At 73.1% G+C, this 19026-nt stretch carries 16 protein-coding genes; 11 read left to right on the top strand and 5 right to left on the bottom strand.

The window, feature by feature from the left end; all coding sequences use genetic code 11:
* Positions 1-32 precede the first annotated feature (32 nt).
* A complete protein-coding gene (locus ACZ4YL_RS29550) occupies positions 33-401 on the bottom strand; it encodes a hypothetical protein (RefSeq protein ID WP_030756063.1) in 369 nt (122 codons plus the stop codon).
* Between the two features lie 308 nt (positions 402-709).
* Here ACZ4YL_RS29550 and ACZ4YL_RS29545 point away from each other — a divergent pair, with 308 nt between their 5' ends.
* The 3 genes from ACZ4YL_RS29545 to ACZ4YL_RS29535 are packed head-to-tail and all read left to right on the top strand — an operon-like array spanning position 710 to position 3092.
* Positions 710-2041 (top strand): cytochrome P450, encoded by a 1332-nt coding sequence (locus ACZ4YL_RS29545; RefSeq protein WP_468120764.1) that lies wholly within the window; start codon positions 710-712, stop codon positions 2039-2041.
* Complete coding sequence (locus ACZ4YL_RS29540; protein WP_030756071.1) at positions 2038-2862, top strand: class I SAM-dependent methyltransferase; 825 nt, start codon at positions 2038-2040, stop codon at positions 2860-2862. Before ACZ4YL_RS29545 ends, ACZ4YL_RS29540 begins: the two co-directional genes overlap by 4 nt.
* 44 nt (positions 2863-2906) lie before the next feature.
* Positions 2907-3092 (top strand): hypothetical protein, encoded by a 186-nt coding sequence (locus ACZ4YL_RS29535; RefSeq protein ID WP_030756074.1) that lies wholly within the window; start codon positions 2907-2909, stop codon positions 3090-3092.
* A gap of 76 nt (positions 3093-3168) precedes the next feature.
* Here ACZ4YL_RS29535 and ACZ4YL_RS29530 read toward each other — a convergent pair whose 3' ends face one another.
* Together ACZ4YL_RS29530 and ACZ4YL_RS29525 are read right to left on the bottom strand one after the other, a co-directional pair.
* Positions 3169-3747 (bottom strand): TetR/AcrR family transcriptional regulator, encoded by a 579-nt coding sequence (locus ACZ4YL_RS29530; RefSeq protein WP_468120761.1) that lies wholly within the window; start codon positions 3745-3747, stop codon positions 3169-3171.
* Positions 3748-3865: 118 nt separating this feature from the next.
* Positions 3866-5104, bottom strand: coding sequence for an MFS transporter (locus ACZ4YL_RS29525; protein ID WP_468120760.1), 1239 nt, complete (start codon positions 5102-5104; stop codon positions 3866-3868).
* 230 nt (positions 5105-5334) lie between these two features.
* Here ACZ4YL_RS29525 and ACZ4YL_RS29520 point away from each other — a divergent pair, with 230 nt between their 5' ends.
* Positions 5335-5505 carry an MbtH family protein gene (locus tag ACZ4YL_RS29520; protein ID WP_189743929.1) on the top strand — a complete coding sequence of 57 codons (171 nt, stop codon included), beginning with the start codon at positions 5335-5337 and terminating at the stop codon, positions 5503-5505.
* A gap of 18 nt (positions 5506-5523) precedes the next feature.
* On the opposite strand, the gene ACZ4YL_RS29515 is transcribed toward ACZ4YL_RS29520, so the two are convergent.
* On the bottom strand, positions 5524-6531 hold the full coding sequence (locus tag ACZ4YL_RS29515; protein ID WP_468120758.1) for a helix-turn-helix domain-containing protein: 1008 nt from the start codon (positions 6529-6531) through the stop codon (positions 5524-5526).
* A 172-nt stretch (positions 6532-6703) separates the two neighbouring features.
* Here ACZ4YL_RS29515 and ACZ4YL_RS29510 point away from each other — a divergent pair, with 172 nt between their 5' ends.
* Both ACZ4YL_RS29510 and ACZ4YL_RS29505 read left to right on the top strand, forming a co-directional pair.
* The gene (locus ACZ4YL_RS29510; protein WP_468120756.1) at positions 6704-6871 is read left to right on the top strand and encodes a hypothetical protein; all 168 of its coding nucleotides are present in this window, start codon (positions 6704-6706) and stop codon (positions 6869-6871) included.
* A gap of 43 nt (positions 6872-6914) precedes the next feature.
* Positions 6915-7820 (top strand): LysR family transcriptional regulator, encoded by a 906-nt coding sequence (locus ACZ4YL_RS29505; protein ID WP_468120755.1) that lies wholly within the window; start codon positions 6915-6917, stop codon positions 7818-7820.
* A 94-nt stretch (positions 7821-7914) separates the two neighbouring features.
* Here the strand turns inward: ACZ4YL_RS29505 and ACZ4YL_RS29500 are convergent, their stop codons facing one another.
* On the bottom strand, positions 7915-8946 hold the full coding sequence (locus tag ACZ4YL_RS29500; RefSeq protein ID WP_468120753.1) for an aspartate-semialdehyde dehydrogenase: 1032 nt from the start codon (positions 8944-8946) through the stop codon (positions 7915-7917).
* A gap of 466 nt (positions 8947-9412) precedes the next feature.
* On the opposite strand from ACZ4YL_RS29500, the gene ACZ4YL_RS29495 reads away from it, so the two are divergent.
* From ACZ4YL_RS29495 to ACZ4YL_RS29475, 5 genes are read left to right on the top strand one after another with little or no spacing between them, the layout of a single operon-like run.
* Positions 9413-10012 carry an NADPH-dependent FMN reductase gene (locus tag ACZ4YL_RS29495; protein WP_468120752.1) on the top strand — a complete coding sequence of 200 codons (600 nt, stop codon included), beginning with the start codon at positions 9413-9415 and terminating at the stop codon, positions 10010-10012.
* Between the two features lie 56 nt (positions 10013-10068).
* Positions 10069-10917 carry a thioesterase II family protein gene (locus ACZ4YL_RS29490; protein ID WP_468120750.1) on the top strand — a complete coding sequence of 283 codons (849 nt, stop codon included), beginning with the start codon at positions 10069-10071 and terminating at the stop codon, positions 10915-10917.
* Positions 10914-12575, top strand: a complete 1662-nt coding sequence (locus tag ACZ4YL_RS29485) for a condensation domain-containing protein (RefSeq protein ID WP_468120748.1) — start codon at positions 10914-10916, stop codon at positions 12573-12575. Before ACZ4YL_RS29490 ends, ACZ4YL_RS29485 begins: the two co-directional genes overlap by 4 nt.
* Positions 12565-14430: an amino acid adenylation domain-containing protein gene (locus ACZ4YL_RS29480; protein ID WP_468120746.1), complete on the top strand. Its 1866-nt coding sequence runs from the start codon at positions 12565-12567 to the stop codon at positions 14428-14430. Before ACZ4YL_RS29485 ends, ACZ4YL_RS29480 begins: the two co-directional genes overlap by 11 nt.
* A complete protein-coding gene (locus ACZ4YL_RS29475) occupies positions 14427-19025 on the top strand; it encodes a type I polyketide synthase (protein ID WP_468120744.1) in 4599 nt (1532 codons plus the stop codon). Before ACZ4YL_RS29480 ends, ACZ4YL_RS29475 begins: the two co-directional genes overlap by 4 nt.
* Position 19026: the final 1 nt, after the last annotated feature.

The raw sequence follows: 19026 nt of genomic DNA, 5'->3' as shown, positions 1-19026 counted from the left end.
GCGAACCTTTTCGAGCTCTCCGCAGCCGCGGATCAGGTGCAGCAGGAGCAGGGGCAGCAGCAGTAGTTGCCACCGGCGGCGACGTCGGACAGGTCGCCCTCGCTGAGCTCGGCGGTGTCCACGACCGGGGTCTCCGGGATGTGGAACTCGAAGCGGCCGGTGGCCAGGCCCTGCTCCCAGAAGGAAACCTGGACGTCCAGGTTGCCGTCCTGCTTGCCGTCCGGGAGGGTGCGGACGATGACGATCTCGGCGCCCTCGGGGACGTTCAGACCGGACTCGGCCAGCGCGGCACGCGGCTCCGAGTTCAGGCGGGCCACGTACTCCTCGCTCGACCAGGCGGTGATGAGCGTCTTGGTGTACGCGTTGACGAATTCAGCGCGCTGCTGCGGGTCCAGCGACATGTGGACTCCTCCTTCGAGTACCGCCGAGCACCGTGTTGTGCTGGCGACAAACGAAGCTTGGCATGTGGGAAAGACCCCGCCAAGACTTAATCTTCGGCGTGCATCAGTAAGTATTGAGAGCCTCAGGACAGTGCGATAGATTGCGCCCCGCAGAACCCCTTGGATATGCGAATCGATACGTATTGCCGGCCCTAGGTGTACGTATTCCGATTACGTATCGGGCGTCCTCTGCTACGTATTCAGAATTCCGCGTACGCATTCGGTGTACGCATTCGACCGACGGCCACACCACGGAGGTGACCGCCACCATGCCCGCACGGACCCTGGTCCTGCCCCCCGGCCCCGAAGGCCCGGCCGACATGCAGGAGATGCGCAACGATCCGCTGGCCTTCGTCACCGGGCTCGCGCATGAGTACGGCGACATCACCTGCCACCGCGCCGACGGCGACACCGTCTACCTGCTCAACCGGCCCGAGTTGGCGCGCTACGTACTCAAGGAGAACGGCGCCAACTACACCAAGGAGAACACCCCCGACGACCACATGCTGCGTCCCCTGCTCGGCAACGGGCTGCTGACCAGCGACGGCGAGGAGTGGGCGAAGCAGCGCCGGATGTGCGCGCCGGCCTTCCGGCCCAGCGCGGTACGGACGTTCGACGGGATCGTCACCGACGCCACCACGAACATGCTGGAGCGCTGGCGCCCGGCTCTGGACGGCGACAGCCCGATCGCCGTCGACCACCATCTGACGGCCCTGACCCTGGGCATCATCACCCGGGCGATCCTGGGCGCCGACATCGACGGAATCGGCGAGGGCTTCGGCCGCGCGGTGGACGCGGTGAACCGCTACATCGGCCACTACGTACCGGCCGAGGACCCCGATCCGACGGACACCGCGCTGCGGCGGCAGGGATTCGCCTCGGCGCGCGCCTTCCTGGACGCCGTGACCCGTACCCTCATCGCCTCCCGCCGGGTCACCGGCGCCGCCACCGGCAGCACCAACCTGCTGGACGCGATGATGAGTGCCGACCACCAGATCTCCGACGCCGATCTGCGCGACCAGGTGCTGACGATCATCATGGCCGGTCACGAGACCACCGCGAAGTCGCTGACCTGGACGCTCTACCTGCTCGACCGCAACCCGGCGGAGGCCGCGCGGGTCCGCGAGGAGGTGGACCGGGTACTCCAGGGGCGCACTCCGACCGCCGCCGACCTGGTGGACCTGCCCGTCTGTCAGCGGGCGATCAAGGAGGCCATGCGCCTCTACCCGCCGGTGTGGCTCACCTCCCGGCGGGCGACCGGCCCCGATGTCATCGGCGGCTACGACGTCGCGCCGGGCACCCTGATCTGCATCAGCCAGTGGGTGTTGCACCGTCACCCCGACCACTGGGAGGCGCCGGAGGAGTTCGTCCCCGACCGCTTCATCGACGCCGAGCTCCCCAGCCACCTCTACATGCCCTTCGGCGGCGGCGACCGGATCTGCATCGGCCAGCACTTCGCGATGGTCGAGGCGACCCTCGTCCTGGCCATGCTGACGCAGTCCGTCGAGTGCGAACTCGTCAAGGACTTCCCCGTCGAGCCGGAAGCGCTGGTCACCCTGCGTCCCCGGCACGGCATGAGCATGATGGTGAGGACCCGGTGAACACCTCGACCCTCAAGGGCGGTTCGTACGATCCGGCCCGGACCACCACGGGCGGTCTGACAGGCGAGCTGGCCCGCCTCGAAGCACAGGCCGCCCTGTCCTTCCCCGAAGAGCTGCGCATCCTGCGCGAGCTGGGCGTCACCGAGTCCTCGACCCTGCTCGAACTCGGCGCCGGATCGGGCGCGGTCACCCGCTGCCTGCGCGCCGCGCTCCCCGGCCTCACGATCGTCGCGGTCGACATCGACGAAACACTGCTCGCCCATGCCGAGGGCACCGGCGCCGAGCTGATCGTCGCCGACGCGGCGGACCTGCCGCTGGAGACGGGCAGCGTCGACACCGTTCTGCTGCGCTACGTCCTGCAACATGTGCCGGACACGTCGAAGGTGCTCACCGAGGTCCGCCGGGTGCTGCGGCCCGGCGGCCGGGTGATCGTCACCGAGGTGGACACCTCCTGCTGGGGCATCGCCGAACCGTCCTACCCGGAGATGGCGGGCATCCACGCCAAGGTGGCCGGCGCCCAGCGGGCGGCCGGCGGTGACCGTTCGATCGGCCGCCGGCTCACCCGGATGCTGCGCGCGGACGGTTTCGAGGACGTCGTACTGCGCCCGTTCGCCACCACCAACGACGACCACCCGACCGAGGCCTTCGCTCCCCATCTCGGGCCGCAACGCCTCGAACCCCTGCTGGCGGCCGGGGTGCTGTCCTTCGCCGAACTCTCCCTCGCGGCCGACCGGTGGAACCGCTTCCGCTCCGACCCCGACGCCTGGGTGATGCTGCTCGGCCTCATCGCCGCCGGAACCTCCCCCGGCCCGGCGGCATGACAAGCCCGGCACAACAAGAACCGAACTGATACGAGAGGCCCCCCATGAACCCCAACCTCAAGATCTTCATCACGATCTTCTGCTACATCAGCGGCGTCGCCGGGCTGGTCACCGCCGTGCTCGACGCGAGCAGCAAGCCCGCGCAGATGACCTCCGCCGTCGTCGCCGGCGCGATCGGCGTGCTGTTCCTGCTTGGCGGACTGATCCTCACGCGCAAGCCGCGCTACTGATGCCGTATCCGCCGGTGCCGGTGCCGGCGCCCGCGCACGGCACCGGCACCGGCACCGGCCCTACGGTGCTGCTCGGTCAGTCCGTGGATTTCAGTACGAGGTGCGCCGCGGCCGCGCCGAGTTCCTTGTCGGCCGGAGCGCCGAAAACGAGGACGCGGTAGTAGATCGGACCCAGCAGGAGATCGGCGAGGCGGCCGAGGTGCTCCTCGTCCGGGGCCTCGCCCGTGTGGCGTTCGACGATCGCGCCCAGGCCGACCAGATCGCGCTCGCGCTGCTTGAGCAGGAATCCCTCGCGCAGGGCGACGGCGGTGTCCTTGTCCAGTTGCGCGTTGCCGAGGAGGGCCTGGAGCACCTGGCCCGCCGGTTCCTGGAAGAAGTCGGCGACGCGGTGCAGGTGCGCGACGAGGTCCTCGACGGGTGTTCCGGCCGGCTCGGCCCATGCCAGCCCTTCGAGTGCGTCGTCCTCCAGGGCGTCGAGCAGGATCTCGACCTTCGACTTCCACCATCGGTAGATCGTCTGCTTGGCGACGCCCGCCCGGGTGGCGATGCCCTCGATCGTCGTCGCGGCGAAACCCTGCTCCACCAGCAGGTCGTCGGCGGCGTTCAGCACCGCGACGCGGATGCTCTCACTGCGCCGCGGACCCGTGCGGCTCACGACGGGGGAGGGGGCGCGGCGGCCTTCGGTCTTCCGTGCGGCGCTGATGGTCGGCCACCTCTCGTTTCGTGCGAATGCCGCGATTCTGGCACACCGGATCGCGGTCGCAACCGGCGGATCACGCGGACGTCTTGTGCATGCGGGCGAGGCTCAGCAGCACCGTGAGCGCGAGCAGTGCGACCGCGGCGCTGAAGATCACCCCGGCCGGCCGCAGGCTCGTGGCGCGGATCAGTACGCCGACGCCGATCGCGGGGACGGCGAGCATGGAGTAGAGGATCGCGAAGAACGTCGACACCGACGCGCCGCGGTGCTGCGGGTCGCTGCGGGTGGTGATGCTGCCGATGCCGTGGCCGAGGGCGATGCCGGTGGCCAGGCCGTTCACCGCGGCGCCGGTGAGCAGCGGGACCAGGGAGGTGACCGCCATGGCGAGCGCGATCAGTGCCGCGGCGAGGATCAGCCCCAGGCAGGCCACGGAGAGGGCGGCGCCCGGCTTGATCCGGCGGACCAGCAGCTGACCCAGTGCGGTGCAGCCGAAGGCGGTGAAGACGACGAGGCCGGTGAGGGAGTGGCTGGTCTCGTGGAGGACCGTGCCGAGGAACAGGCCGGTGACGGCGGTGAGGACGCCGAGCACCGCGAAGCCCGCCCCGGCGGCCATCGCGGAACGCAGGAAGTCGGAGCGGATCTCCGCCGGGATGTGCAGCGGCTGGAACCGGAAGGTGAATCCGGAGCGGTGTGCGGCCGTTTCCCGGGACGAGGCCACGCCGACCAGCCCGATCGCCGCCAGGACGAGCATCACGATCCACGGGGTGCGCAGCGGCGAGGGCGCGGCATCGGCCAGGATCCCGGCGAGCAGGGTGCCGCTGGCGAGGCCGCCCATGTTGGCGAACAGCGCGACCGTCGCGGGCCGGACCCCGCGGCTCTGCGGGAGCAGTTCCGTGAGCGAGGCGGTGGCTGCGCCGGTGACGAGTGCGGCGGAGAAGCCGGAGATCACGCGGGCGACGAGCAGGACGGCCACGTTGCCGGCGACCAGGAACACCCCGGCGGCGCAGGCGGAGAGCAGGGTCGCCGCGACCAGTACGGGGCGCCGCCCGATCTGGTCCGACAGGCGCCCGAAGGCGAGGAGTCCGGCGACGACCCCGATGGCGTAGACGGCGAAGATCACGGTGACGGTGATCGGGGAGAAGCCGAAGTCCTTGCCGTACACCGGGTAGAGCGGGGTGGGCGCCGTGGTTCCCGCCATGGTGATCCAGAAGGCGAAGGCCACGACGGCGGCCGCGAGCCGGCCGCGGGGCGCGTGTGACGTCGGTGCGTCCGGCGGGGAGCCGGCGCGGTCGGTTCGGTCGGTTCGGTTCGGCACGGGATGACCTCCGGCATAAGACTGGACGGTGCGTTGCGTCTGAGCGTGGCATTAGACTAGACGTTGCGTCTACTCAACGCGGCATGCGTCGCCGACGATCGGCTGGGGCGATTGTGCGGTTCGGGAGCCGGTATGGGGTGGGTGTTGTGGTGGCGGGGCGGGCCGATGAGGCTGGGGCCCGCAGATGAGGTCGCCGGGCTGTCGGGCCGGCGCGTAGGTGGAGGTGCGCAGTGGGGCGGTTCACCGTTGTCGTCAACGGCGAAGAGCAGTACTCGATCTGGGCCGAAGGGCGCGAAGTGCCCCTGGGCTGGCGGGACACGGGTGTGGCCGGGACCAAGGAGGAGTGCCTCGCGCACATCGACGAGGTGTGGACGGACCAGCGTCCGCTGAGCGTGCGTTAGCCCGCCATCGGTTCCGGGTTACGCGTCCGGGGGGAGCCAGCCGCGCTGGACCGCTCGGACGCCGGCTTCGAAGCGGCTCCGGGCGCCCAGGCGTTCCATCAGGACCGTGGCGATGCGGCGGGCCGTGCGGTGGGAGACACCGAGGCGCTTGGCGATCCCCTCGTCGGTGTGGCCCTCGGCGAGCAGGCGCAGGCTGGCCGCCTCCTGGTGGTCCAGTTCGGCCTCGTCGCGGCGCGGGGCCTGCCCCAGCGGGCGGGCGTTCTCCCACACCGTCTCGAAGAGGGTGCACAGGGCGGTGAGCGTGCCCTGGCCGGTGAGGGCTACCGCGCCCTCCCCGCTGTCCTCGCTGTTCACGGGCAGGACGGCGGTCGTCCGGTCCACGATGGTCATCCGCAGCGGCAGCACGGCGATCGTGCGGACCTGGCCGCCCAGCTTCGTCAGCCACTTGGCGTGTGCCTCGCTGGCCGGATTGTTGCGCACGCTGTCGAGGTAGATCGTCCGCATGGTGACGCCCCGGCCGAGCAGCCGCTCGTTGAGCGGACGGGAGGCCGCCATGTTCGCCTCCGTCTGCGCCCCGCCGGGGGCGAAGACCATCACCTCGTTCCGGACGTTCTCGGTGAGCACCGCGAGGCGGGTCCGGACCTCGTCGACGTCGGCGAGGTGCTCCACGCTGACCGGCGCCCCGACCGGGCGCAGGTCCTCGTACTCGGAGATCAGCTGCTGGGCCGCGGCCCGGGCGCCCGCGATGCGCTGGTTCTCCAGGGACATCTCGGCCTGGCGCCGGGCCAGCAGGTACTCCAAGCCGACCTCCGGGCTGACCGCGCGGGGCGCCGCCGACGCGTCGGCCGGTCCGTCGGCGGGGTACTGCACGAGCGAGAGGCCGGACAGCCGCTCCCAGGCCGCGCGCACGGCCTCTTCGGAGATTCCGAGCAGCCCGGCCAGGGCCTCGGCGTCGTCCCGCGGGTGGCTCAGCATCGCTCGGTAAACGGCTTCGGTCGGTCCGTCCAGTCCCAGTACGTCGAGCATCGGCCCCCCATCCGTCAGCAGAGACCAGTATCTCCGGTGTGGCCCGTTCGGCCCGTGCTGGCCAGATTGGGTCAGGGCCCAATCTGGCCACCGGAAAACCCTTTCCCGAGTCTGTGACGCGTGGTGATGCTGGAGCTGCAAGAAACACGCATGACACAGGGGGATGTTCTTCATGCTTAGCACTCGTATGGGCAAGGCCGTAGCGATCGTCGTCTTCGGTGCCGCCGTGCTGATGGCGCCCGCCACCGCGCAGGCCGCCACCACCGAAGTACCGCAGGACACCGCCGCCGCGCCCACCACTCAGGCCGGCGCCCAGAAGACGGACATGGGCTGGCAGTGACCGGCGCCACCAGCACGGTGACGGCGCACCGCCGGGACAGCGTATGGATCTGAAGCAGCTCACCACCTTTCACCGGGTCGCGACCCTGCTCAGCTTCACCCGCGCCGCAGCCGACCTGAAGTACGCGCAGTCCAGCGTCACCGCCCAGGTCAAAGGCCTGGAGGTGGCGCTGGGCGTGGAACTCTTCGAGCGCCTGCGGGGACGGATCCGGCTGACTCCGGCCGGGGAACGGCTCGTTCCGTACGCCGAGCGGATCCTGTCCCTGGTCGATGAGGCCCGGGACCGGACCACCGGCCTGGGCGAACCTTCGGGGGTGCTCACCATCGGCACGATGGAGAGCTTCACGTCCTACCGGATGCCCCCGGTCCTGGAGTACTTCCACCACCGCTACCCGCAGCTCCAGCTCGCCCTGCGGCCCAGCCTGTGCCGGGACACCTGCGAGGCGCTCCGGCAGGGCACCTTCGACCTGGGCTTCCTCATGGAGGCCGAGACCGACCACCCCGGGGTCAGGACCGAGATCCTCGGCTCCGAGCCGCTGGTCGCGGTCGCCGCCCCGGACCATGTCCTGGCGGGCGCCCGCAACGTCTCCACCAGCGATCTGCGCGCGGTGCCGATCCTGGCGCCGGAGGCGGGCTGCTCGTACGGGGCGATGTTCGAGGCGGAGCTCAACGGCGGCGCCGAGCGGCCCGTACCGCTGCTGCAGTTCGGCAACATCGAGTCGATCAAGCGCGGGGTCTCGGCCGGTCTCGGCGTCAGTGTGCTGCCCGCGATGGCGGTGGCCGCCGAGATCGAGGCGCAGTCGCTGACGGTGCTGGACTGGAAGGCTCCGTTCGAGGTCTACACACAGATCGCGTGGCGGTACGGGCGTCATCTCACGCGTGAGATGCGGGTGTTCATCGACTGGATGGTCCGCTTCGCCGAGCAGGACCGGCAGCTGGTGGCCTGCTGAGGGCTGCTGTCCCCGTCCTCGTGGAGTCCCGCAGGTCCCACCGGCCCTTGCGGCTCCGCCGGCCCCGCCTTCGCGCGGGCCGGCGGGACCGTGTTCACAGGGCGCCCCGGGCCAGCAGTTCCTCCACTATCCGTACGGCGTCCAGCGCGCCGCCCACCCGGAGGTTGTCCGTGGCCAGCCACAGCCAGAAGCCCTCGGGGGCGGTGGCCGAGACCCGGATGCGCCCCACGTGGAGCTGGTCCGGGTCGCCCAGCGCCGCCGGGGTCGGGCCGCGTAGGTCGTGGACCACGACCTCGGGCAACGCCCGCAGGAGTGCGACCAGTTCGGTACGGTCCACCGTCGCGCGGCACTGCACCCACACCGCCGCGCCGTGCCCGCTGACCATGGGGACCCGGACGCAGGTCGCCGTGACCTCGATGCCGGGCAGCCCCAGGACCTTGCGGACCTCGTCGGCCACCTCCCGCTCCTGGAGGGTCGAGCCGTCCTCCAGGACGTCGCCGATGCCGGGCAGCACGTTGAAGGCCAGTGCGGGCGAGAACTGCGCCGAGGGCACGGTGGCCTGCGGGTCCTGCAGGACCGTGCGCGAACCGTCCTGGAGCTCCTCGATACCGCCGTGCCCGGCGCCCGAGGCGCCCTGGTACGTACTGACGACGATCCGGCGGATCCCCCAGCGCCGCTCCACGTCCCGCAGCACGCGGACCACGGGCACCGTGGCGGCGCCGGGCACCGCGATCACCCCGCCCGCCGGACGGCGGCCCAGCTCGTCCGCGTTGAGCTGCGGGACGACCAGGGGGGTGCCCGGGGTCATCCGGAAGGCGGGGGTGCTGTCGATGGCCAGGGCGCCGTGGGCGACGGCGACCGGGACCCACTTCCTGCTGATCTGCTCGCCGGCGCAGAACAGGGCCGCGTCCACCGTGCCGAACGCGAACCGGGAGAGCTCGGTGACGCGTTGGTCGCGGCCGTCGACGCGGATCGTACGGCCGGCCGAGCGGGCGGAGGCCACCAGGTGCAGGCTCCGGTACGGCAGAGCCCGGTCCTCGATGAGTTCGAGCAGGGTCCCGCCCACCGCGCCGGTCGCTCCGACGACGGCGATGCGGGGGGCGGCGGGGTCGTCGACCTGGGGCATGGGCTTCTCGGATCCGCGGTGGGCAGGGAACCCGGACGGCCGGCGGCCGTGCGGGCCGTCGGTTCCGGGACATGACCCTGTTCGAGTACGAGCCGGAAGCTCGGCATGGGGCGGTGTGCGCGATCGGCGCCGCTTCGATGATCCGCGCATCCGGGGCGCCCGGCAAAGGGCGGGCCGACGGGTATCTCCGATGGCTCCCATCAGCGGGAACGATCGGTGGCGGCGGCCCCGGTGCCCCGGTGGGAGCGGGGCCGCCGACGCAAGCCGGGCATTACCGCAAGCCCCATCGGAATGTCCGAACGGGGCCATCGGATCTCCCCGGACAGCGGGCGTTGACCTGCAAGTTGACGTGCCGAAGGCTGTGGCCGGTCCTGATCGACCGGGGAGATCGACCACCGGGGAACCCGGAGCGCCACGAGGACGGGCAGCCGGGGTTCCGGACCGGAACACGCGAAACGGGGAGTTCATGCAGCAGGCCGTGAAGGTCGTCGGAATCGGGGGGTCCTCCCGGCCTGGCTCCACCGCGGAGCTCGGGCTGCGGGTGGTGCTCGCGGAGGCCGCCCGGCTGGGCGCGCAGGTCAGTCTCGTCAGCGGCGCCGACCTCGTCATGCCGCTCTACGACCCGCGCGTGGCGGCCTGCCCGCCCCAGGCACGCCGGCTGCTCGACGAGGTGGCCTCGGCGGACGGCGTGGTGCTGGCGAGCCCCGCGTACCACGGCACGGTGTCGGGGCTCCTGAAGAACGCCCTGGACTACACCGAGGAGCTCCGCGGCGACGCCCGGCCCTACCTCTCGGAGCGGGCCGTCGGCTGCCTGTCCGTCGGGATGGGCTGGCAGGGCGCGGTGACCACGCTCGCCGCGCTCCGGGACATCGTGCACGCCCTGCGCGGCTGGACCACCCCGCTGGGGGTGGCGCTCAACAGCGCGACGGCCGGGTTCGGTGCGGACGGCGAGTGCTCCGACCCGCACATCCAGCAGCAGCTGACGGCGATGGCCGGCCAGGTCGTCGAGTTCGCGGAGGCGCGCCGGGCCCACCGGGCGCTGCGTGCGGACGCGGTGCACGCCTGATGGGCGGCGCCGGGGAAGGTCACTGTCCCGACGGCGGCCCGGCCACGACGACACCGGTGCGGGTCCTCGGGACCGGCCCCGCCCCCACCACCTGGATCCGCTGCTTCCACCCGAAGCCGGCGGCCGGGTACACCCTCGTCTGCTTCCCGCACGCGGGCGGGTCGGCCAGTTACTACTTCGACCTGTCGGCGGCGCTCGACCCGGACATCGAGATGCTGGTCGTGCAGTACCCGGGGCGCGAGAACCGGCTCTTCGAGGAGCCCGCGGGATCGGTGGCGGCGCTGGCGGACGGCGTGTACGAGGCGCTGCGCACCCGGCTGCCGCGGCGTCCGGCCTTCTTCGGGCACAGCATGGGCGGGCTCATCGGCTTCGAGGTCGCCCGGCGGCTGGAGTCGGCCGGGGGCACCGCTCCCCACCTCCTCGTCGCTTCGGCCAGTTCGGCGCCCTCGGTGCGTACGGACCGGCTGACGTCGGGGGAGGCCGGGTCCGATCCCGAGCCCGGGTCCGATCCCGAGCCCAAGCCCGGGTCCGAGGCCGAGCCCGAGCCCGACGACGCCGTGCTGGCCCGCATCATGGGCCTCGGCGGCACGAGTGACGGAGTGCGCCAGGACCCGGAGCTGCTGCAGCTCGTGCTTCCCGCCATCCGCGGCGACCTGCGCGCGCTGGCGGAGTACCGGGTCGACGCGGGCGCCGTAGTCGGCTGCCCGGTCACCGTGTTCGTCGCCGACGGCGACCCCGACGTGCCGCTCGCCGAGGCTGGCGCCTGGGGCGCCCACACGACGGCCGACGCCGACGTGCACGTCTTCGAGGGCGACCACTTCTACTTCAGCGGCAACCCGCCGAAATTCCTCGAACTGCTCCAGGACGCCGTGCGTCACTCTCACTCCGGGACACAACTCATATGACAGTCATGGGATTCGTGGAGGAGGAGCTCGCCCTGATGTGGGCCGAGATCCTCGACGCCACCGACGTGACGCTCGGTTCGCACTGGCAGGCACTCGGCGGGCGGCCGGAAGCGGTACGCACCCTCGCCGACCGGATCGACGAGGAGCTCGGCGCCCGCGTCGAGCCCGCGGGGCTGCTCGACGCGGGCACCCTGGAGGGCATGGCCCGCCTGGTGCGCGGCGCCATGGCGGCCAGGAGGGCGGGGACGGGACCGGGGGCGGGAGCCGCGGCGGCCGGGCCGTCGGGCCCGCGGGCCGGGGCGCGGCCGGAGCGGCCCGCCCTGTCCTTCGCCCAGCAGCGGCTCTGGTTCATGCAGCAGATCGACCCCGACACCACGCTCTACAACGTGCCGGCCGTGCTGCGGCTGCGCGGCGCCCTCGACCACGGCCGGCTCGGCCGGGCGCTGACCGCGCTCGTCGCCCGGCACGAGGTGCTGCGCACGACCTACCAGGCGTCGTCCGGGGTGCCCCACCAGACCGTCGCCGCACCCGGGGAGTTCCCGCTCCCGACCACCGACCTGACCGCCGAGGCGGAGCCCGCGGCCGAGGCGGCGCGCATCGCCGCCGAGGTGGGCGCGTACGTCTTCGACCTCGCCGCCGACCTGCCGCTGCGGGCCCACCTGCTGCGGCTCGGCGCCGAGGACCACCAGCTGGTGGTGACGTTCCATCACATCGCCATCGACGGCTGGTCCGTCGAGATCTTCTTCCGGGAGCTGGGGGAGCTGTACGGCGACCCGGGCACGGACACGGGCCGCGAGCCCGCGCTGCAGTACGCCGACTACGCCGTCTGGCAGCGCGAGCGGCTCCAGGGCGACACCCTGGACGCCCTGACCGCCCACTGGCGGGCGGTGCTCGGCGACGACCCGCAGGCCCTCGCCGTGCCCACCGACCACCCCCGGCCCCGTCACCGGTCCTTCCGCGGCGCGGTCGTCACCCGCGATCTCGGGCCCGAACTGACCTCCCGACTGCGGGAGTTCGGCCGGGCCGAGCGCGGAACGCTCAACATGACGCTGCTCGCCGGGTTCCAGGCGCTGCTCGCGGGCTGGTCCGGGACGGACGACGTCACCGTGGGCATCCCGGTCGCGGGCCGCACCCGGCCCGAGCTCCAGGAGCTCCTCGGCTGCCTCATCAACATGGTTCCGGTCCGCGTCGGACTCGGCGGGGACCCGGCCTTCCGGGGGCTGCTCGCCCGTACCCGCACCGCGCTGCTCGACGCCTCCGCGCAGCAGGAACTGCCCTTCGACAAACTGGTCGAGGCCCTCGTGTCCCGGCGCAGCCGGGACTTCCTGCCGGTGTTCCGGGTGATGTTCAGCTTCCTCAAGGAGCAGTCGGACCCGGTCTTCGCCGGGCTGGAGCACTGCTCCCTCGACCTCACGGGCCCGCAGGACACCGCGAAGTACGACCTCAGTCTGTACGCGCAGGAGAGCGGTGCGGGCGTCGCGCTGACCCTCGAATACGACACCGACCTGTTCGGGCCCGAGACCCCGGCGGCGCTGCTGGCCGCCTACGAGCAGACGCTGCACGACGCAATCACCTTCCCGGACGGGCCCGTGCTGGATCTCCCAGCGGTCCGCTTCCGGGTGTCCGGCACCGAGAGGAACACGCACCGTGACCGCTGACCCACTGGCCGCCCCGGGAACGGGCACCATCGACGCCTGGTTCGCGCGGCAGGCGTCGGTGCGGGGCGACGCGATCGCCGTGACCGGCACCGACGGCCGGCTGACCTACCGCGAGCTCGACCGCTCCGCCAACCGCCTCGCCCACCACCTGCGCTCCCTCGGCGTGGGCCCCGAAGTGCCGGTCGCCGTCTGCATGGAGCGCACCAGCGCCCTGGTGACGGCGCTGCTCGCGGTGCTCAAGGCGGGCGGCGCGTACGTGCCGCTCGACCCGGCGAGCCCGGACGAGCGGATCGCCTTCACCCTCGCCGACGCCGGCGCCACCGTCCTGGTCACCGACCGGGACGGGCGGGGCCTGCCCGCCGCGCACACCGTCCTGACCGGCCCCGGCGGCACCGACCTCGGCGGCCACCCGGACACCGCGCCCGAGGACGCGGGCACCGGCCCGGCGAGCCTCGCGTACGTCATCTACACCAGCGGCTCGACCGGCACCCCCAAGGGCGTCATGATCGAGCACCGCAACGTGACGGGCCTGCTCACCGGCACCCGGGGCCACTTCGGCTTCGGCCCCGACGACGTCTGGTCCATGTTCGCCTCCGCCGCCTTCGACGTCTCGGTGTGGGAGATGTGGGGCGCGCTGCTGCACGGCGGGCGGCTCGTCGTCGTACCGGAGGAGACCCGGCGCTCGCCGCAGGAGTTCCACGCGCTGCTGCACCGCGAGCGCGTGACCGTGCTCAACCAGACCCCGGCCGCCTTCAGGCAGCTGGTGCGGTACGAGGAGGAGCAGCCGCCCGGCGCCGGACCGGCCGCCCTCGACGCGCTGCGCCTGGTCGTCTTCGCGGGCGAGGCGCTGCCACCCGAGATGCTGCGGCCGTGGATCGCCCGGCACGGTGAGGACCGGCCCGAGCTCGTCAACATGTACGGGATCACCGAGACCACCGTGCACTCCACCTACCGCCGGATGACCTCGGCCGATCTGGACGCCGGGGCCGGCTCCATGATCGGCGGCGCCTTCGAGGGCTGGACGATGGAGGTCGCCGCCGCGGACGGCACCCGGGCGGCCGACGGCGAGGCCGGCGAGCTGTTCGTCGGCGGCGCCGGGGTGGCCCGGGGCTACCTGGGCCGCCCCTCCCTGACCGCCGAGCGCTTCCTGCCCGACCCGGACGCGGCCGGGCCCGGCGCCCGCCGCTACCGCTCGGGCGACAGCGCCCGGCGGGGCGCGGACGGCGACCACGAGTACCTCGGCCGGCTCGACCACCAGGTCAAGGTGCGCGGTTACCGCATCGAGCTCGGCGAGATCGAGAACGCCCTCACCCGCCACCCGGACGTCCGGGACTGTGTGGTGATCGTCGACGAGGACTCGGTCGGCGAGCCGCGCCTGGTCGCGTACTGGGTGTCCGCGGGGGCCGGACCCGGCGACGGCACCACCGAGTTGCGCGAGCACCTGGGACGCACCCTGCCCGCGTACATGCTGCCGAACGTCTTCGTCCCGCTGGAGCGTCTGCCGCTGACCCTCAACGGCAAGGTCGACCGGCGGGCCCTGCCCGCGCCCGAGGCCGTACGCCCCGACCTGGGCGGCGACTTCGAGGCCGCCGGCACCCCGGTGGAGAAGGCCCTCGCGGAGATCTGGGCCGACGTGCTCTCGGTCGACCGCGTCGGCCTCGACGACGACTTCTTCGACCTCGGCGGGCACTCGATGCTCGCGACCCAGGTCGTGGCCCGTTCGAAGGAGCAGTTCGGCGTCGCCGTGACGCTGCGGATCTTCTTCGACCTGCCCACGGTCCGGGAACTCGCGGCGGCCCTGGAAGAGCTGCTCGCCGCACAGTCCACAACCAACCCGCACGGGGAGAACGCATGACGTACGAAGCGGATCTGCCGCTGCCCGAGCAGTCCGTGGCCATCATCGGGATGAGCGGCCGCTTCCCCGGTGCCGGCGATGTCGACGCCCTGTGGCGCATGGTGGCGGCGGGCGAAGAGGGCCGCACCGACTACTCCGACGAGCAGCTGGCCGAGGCGGGCGTGCCCGAGGCGCTGCTCGCCGACCCGGCCTATGTGAAGTCGGGCTTCCCCGTCGAGGGGTTCGACCGGTTCGACGCCGAGTTCTTCGGCGTGACCCGCTCCGAGGCCGAACTGATGGACCCGCAGCACCGGTTGCTGCTGGAGACCGCCTGGCAGGCCCTGGAGCGGGCCGGCTACCCGGCGGGCTCCTTCGAGGGCCGCACCGGCGTCTTCGCCGGCACCTCGGGCAGCGGCTACCTGCGCGAGCGGATCGCCGACACCGGCGCCGACGGCCGGATCTCCGACGAGATCCAGGTCGCGATCGGCAACGACCCCGGCATGCTGGCGCTGCGCGTCTCCTACAAGCTCGGTCTGACCGGGCCCAGCTTCACCGTGCAGAGCGCCTGCTCCTCCTCGCTGGTCGGCGTGCACCTGGCCGTGCAGTCGCTGCTCAGCCGCGAGTCCGACCTGGCCCTCGCGGGCGGTGTCGCGGTGCGCGAGTTCGAGCCGCGCGGCTACCGCTACGAGGAGGGCGCGATCCTTTCGACGGACGGCCACTGCCGCCCGTTCGACGCGGACGCCTCCGGCACGGTCTCCGGCGACGGCGTCGCCCTGGTCGTCCTCAAGCGCCTGGAGGACGCGGTCGCCGACGGCGACCACATCCACGCCGTGATCCGCGGCTCGGCCGTCAACAACGACGGCGCCGCCAAGATCGGCTTCACCGCGCCGTCCCCGCACGGCCAGGCCGAGGTCATCGCCGAGGCGCTGGCCGTCGCGGGCGCCCCGCCCGGCACCGTCCAGTACGTCGAGGCGCACGGCACCGCCACCCCGCTCGGCGACCCCATCGAGGTGCAGGCACTCACCGAGGCCTTCGGTCCCGACGCGGCCGCCGGCTCCGTCCACCTGGGCTCGGTGAAGTCCAACATCGGCCACCTCGACGCGGCCGCCGGCGTGGCCGGCCTGATCAAGGCCGCGCTCGCCCTGGAGCACCGCTTCATCCCGCCGACCGCGCACTTCCGCGCCCCCAACCCGCGGCTCGCCCTCGACAAGGGCCCGTTCGTGGTCACCGGCGAGGGCATCCCCTGGCCGCCGACCGCGACCCCGCCGCGCGCCGGGGTGAGCGCCTTCGGCATCGGCGGCACCAACGCGCACGTGGTCCTGGAGGCGGCCCCCGCCGTCGCCGCGGAACCCGGCACGGAGGGCGACGACTGGCAGGTCCTGCCCCTGTCGGCCCGTACCCCCGAAGCCCTCGACGCCGCCGCGGAGCGCCTCGCGGACGCGCTCACCGGGAGCGGCGCGGCCCTCGCGGACGCCGCCCACACCCTGCAGTCGGGCCGCACCGAACTCCCGTACCGCCGCGCCGTGGTGGCCGACAGCCGGGAGGGCGCCGCCGCCGCGCTGCGCCAGGACCGGCCCGCCGTGGCCGCCGGGGCCGCCGGGCAGGGCGAGGGGACGCCCGAGGTGGTGTTCCTCTTCCCCGGCCAGGGTGCCCAGTACCCGGGCATGGGCGCGGACCTGTACCGCACCGAGCCCGTCTTCCGCGCGGCCCTCGACCGGTGCGCCGAGCTCCTGCTGCCCCAGCTCGGCTGGGACGTCCGGGACGTGGCGTTCGCCGCCGACGGCGAGGAGACCCGCGAGCGGCTGCGGCAGACCCTCTACACCCAGCCCACCGTCTTCTGCGTCGACTACGCCACCGCGCAGCTGCTGCTCTCCTGGGGCGTCGAGCCGTCCGCCATGACCGGCCACAGCCTGGGCGAGTACGTATCGGCCTGCCTGGCCGGGGTGTTCAGCCTGGAGGACATCCTGCGCGTGGTCGCCCGCCGCGCCCAGCTGATGCAGGACCTCGCGCCCGGCCGGATGCTGTCGGTGCTCCTCGACGAGGAGGCGCTCACCCGGGCGCTCGACGGCCGCGCGTCGATCGCCGCGGTCAACGCGCCCGGCTCCTGCGTGGTCGCCGGGACGCCCGAGGAGGTCGCCGAGGCCCGCCGGGTCCTGGAGGCCCGGGGCGCCTCCGTCCGCGAGCTGGAGACCTCGCACGCCTTCCACACCGCGCTGGTCGAATCCGCCCTGCCCGGCCTGGAGGAGGTGCTGCGCTCGGTCACGCTCAACGCGCCGAAGATCCCCTTCCTGTCCAACGTCACCGGTACCTGGATCACCGACGAGCAGGCCACCGACCCGGCGTACTGGGTCGCCCACACCCGCCGGCCCGTCCGGTTCTCCGACGGCGTCGCCGCCCTCGCCCAGCGCGGCCCGGCCGTGTTCGTCGAGGCCGGCCCCGGCAGTCAGCTCGGCGGACTCGTCAAGACCCACCCGGAGCCGGGCCCCGTCGTCACCCTGCTGCGCAAGCCGCGCGCCGGAGCCGAGGCGCCCGCCGAGGACCGCTCGGTCCGCGAGGGCCTGGCCGAGCTGTGGCGCCACGGCGTCGGCGTCGACTGGAGCGCCCTGCACGGGAGCGGCGCGCGCCGCCGGGTGCCGCTGCCCGCCTACCCCTTCCAGGGCCGCAGCTTCCTGCTGCCCAAGCCGGCCCAGACCACGAGCGTCCGCACCGACAGCGCGCGCTGGACGTACGCGCCGGTCTGGCACCGCGCGCCGCTGGCCGCCGCCCCGGAGCCGGCCGGACCGGCCACCTGGCTGGTGCTGGCCGACGAGCGCGGACTGACCGACGACCTGGCCGCCGCCCTGCGCGAGCGCGGCGACAGCGTCACCACCGTGCGCAAGGCGGCGGCGTACGCCCGCACCTCCGAACGCGGCTTCGACGCCGACCCGGCGGACGCCGGGCACCTGGGCCGCGTCCTGGCGGAGCTGCGCCAGGACGGGTCGACCCCGGACCGGATCCTGCACGCCTGGGCCGTCACCGGGCCGGACGGCTCGGCTCCGGCCACGGCCGCGGACCGCTACGCCGACGGCGTGGCCACCGGCTTCCACAGCCTGGTCGCGCTGGCCCAGGCCCTCGGCGAGAGCGGCGTCGACGCCCCGGTGCGCGTCGACGTCCTCACCGACCGGCTGCAGGACGCGCACGGCTCGGACGTGACCCGCCCCGAGCGGGCCGCCCTGTACGGGGCGGTCACCGTCCTGCCGCAGGAGTACACCTGGCTGACGTGCCGGAGCATCGACGTGCTGCCCCCGGCGGACACCGCCGCGCGGACGCGTCTCACCCGGCAGCTCACCGCCGAACTGGCCGGTCCCGGCACCGAGACCCTCGTCGCCTACCGGGGCACCCAGCGGCTGGGCCGCGCCTTCGCGCCGGTCGAGCCGGCGGCCGTACCCGTCGAGCGGGCCTGGCGGGCCGACGCCGGCTACCTGGTCACCGGCGTGTCCGGCGAGGCCGGGCTGAGCTTCGCCGAGCAGCTCTCCGGGGCGGGCGCCCGCCTGGTGCTCGTCGGGGACCCGCAGTTCCCGGCCGAGAGCGAGTGGGCCGCGCTGCCCGCGGGGGCCGTGCGGGCCCGCGCCGAGCGGATCGCCGCGCTGCGCGCCGCCCGTCCCGGTGCCGTCACCTACCGGGCGGCCGACCTAGCCGACCCGGAGCAGGCCCGGCTGCTCGTCGAGGAGGCCCGCTCCGTGCTGGGCGCCGTCGACGGCGTACTGCACTGCGCGGACGCCCGCGGCACCGGACTCGTCGCGCTGAAGTCGCGGGACGACTTCGAGGCCGTGCTGGGGGCGCGGGTGCGCTCGACACTGCTGCTCGAAGAGCTGCTCGCCGACGACGAGCTGGACTTCTTCCTCTCGGGTTCGGCCACCACCGGCATCGTCGGCGGCTTCGGCCAGGCCGACAACTGCGCGGCCGCCGCCTTCCTGGACGCCTTCGCCGCCGCGGGCTCCGCCCAGGGGCGCAACACCGTCACCCTCGACTGGTCGCAGTGGGAGTGGGACGACTGGTTCGAGCTGCAGATGGCCGGACTGCCCGAGGTGCGCGAGCTGTACGAGCGGCTGCGCGTGAGCCAGGGCATCCCCGTCGCCGACGGCCTCGCGCTGGCCCGTGCCGCGCTCTTCGCCGGCCTGCCCCAGCTGGTGGTGTCCCGGGCCGACTTCCAGGACGTCCTCGCCGACCAGCAGGGCATGACCGCGGCCTCCTTCACCAACGCGCTCGGCAGCGGCCGGGGCGAGGAGAGCGACTGGGACCCCGCCACGGTGTGGCCGGACGACGAACTGGCCCAGTCGGTGGCCCGGGTGTGGCAGGAGATGCTCGGCGCCTCCCCGATCGGCCCGGACGACGACTTCTACGACCTGGGCGGGAACTCGCTGTTCGCCATCCAGATCGTGGGCCGGCTGCGCCAGGCGCACGGTGACTTCCCGATGAGCGCCGTCTTCGAGGCGCCGACCGTACCGGGGCTCGCGGCGGCGATCCGCGCCCACCAGGCCGAGTCCATCGGTCTGGACGAGTTCGAGGCGATGCTGCGCGAGGTCGAAGCCCTCTCCGCCGCCGAGGCCGAGCACAAGCTGAAGGGTGACAGCTGAC

This window comes from Streptomyces sp. NPDC030021, from assembly GCF_055574035.1.
Note: the sequence above shows the minus strand (reverse complement) of the source record. Positions and strands in the feature narration are given on the sequence as shown.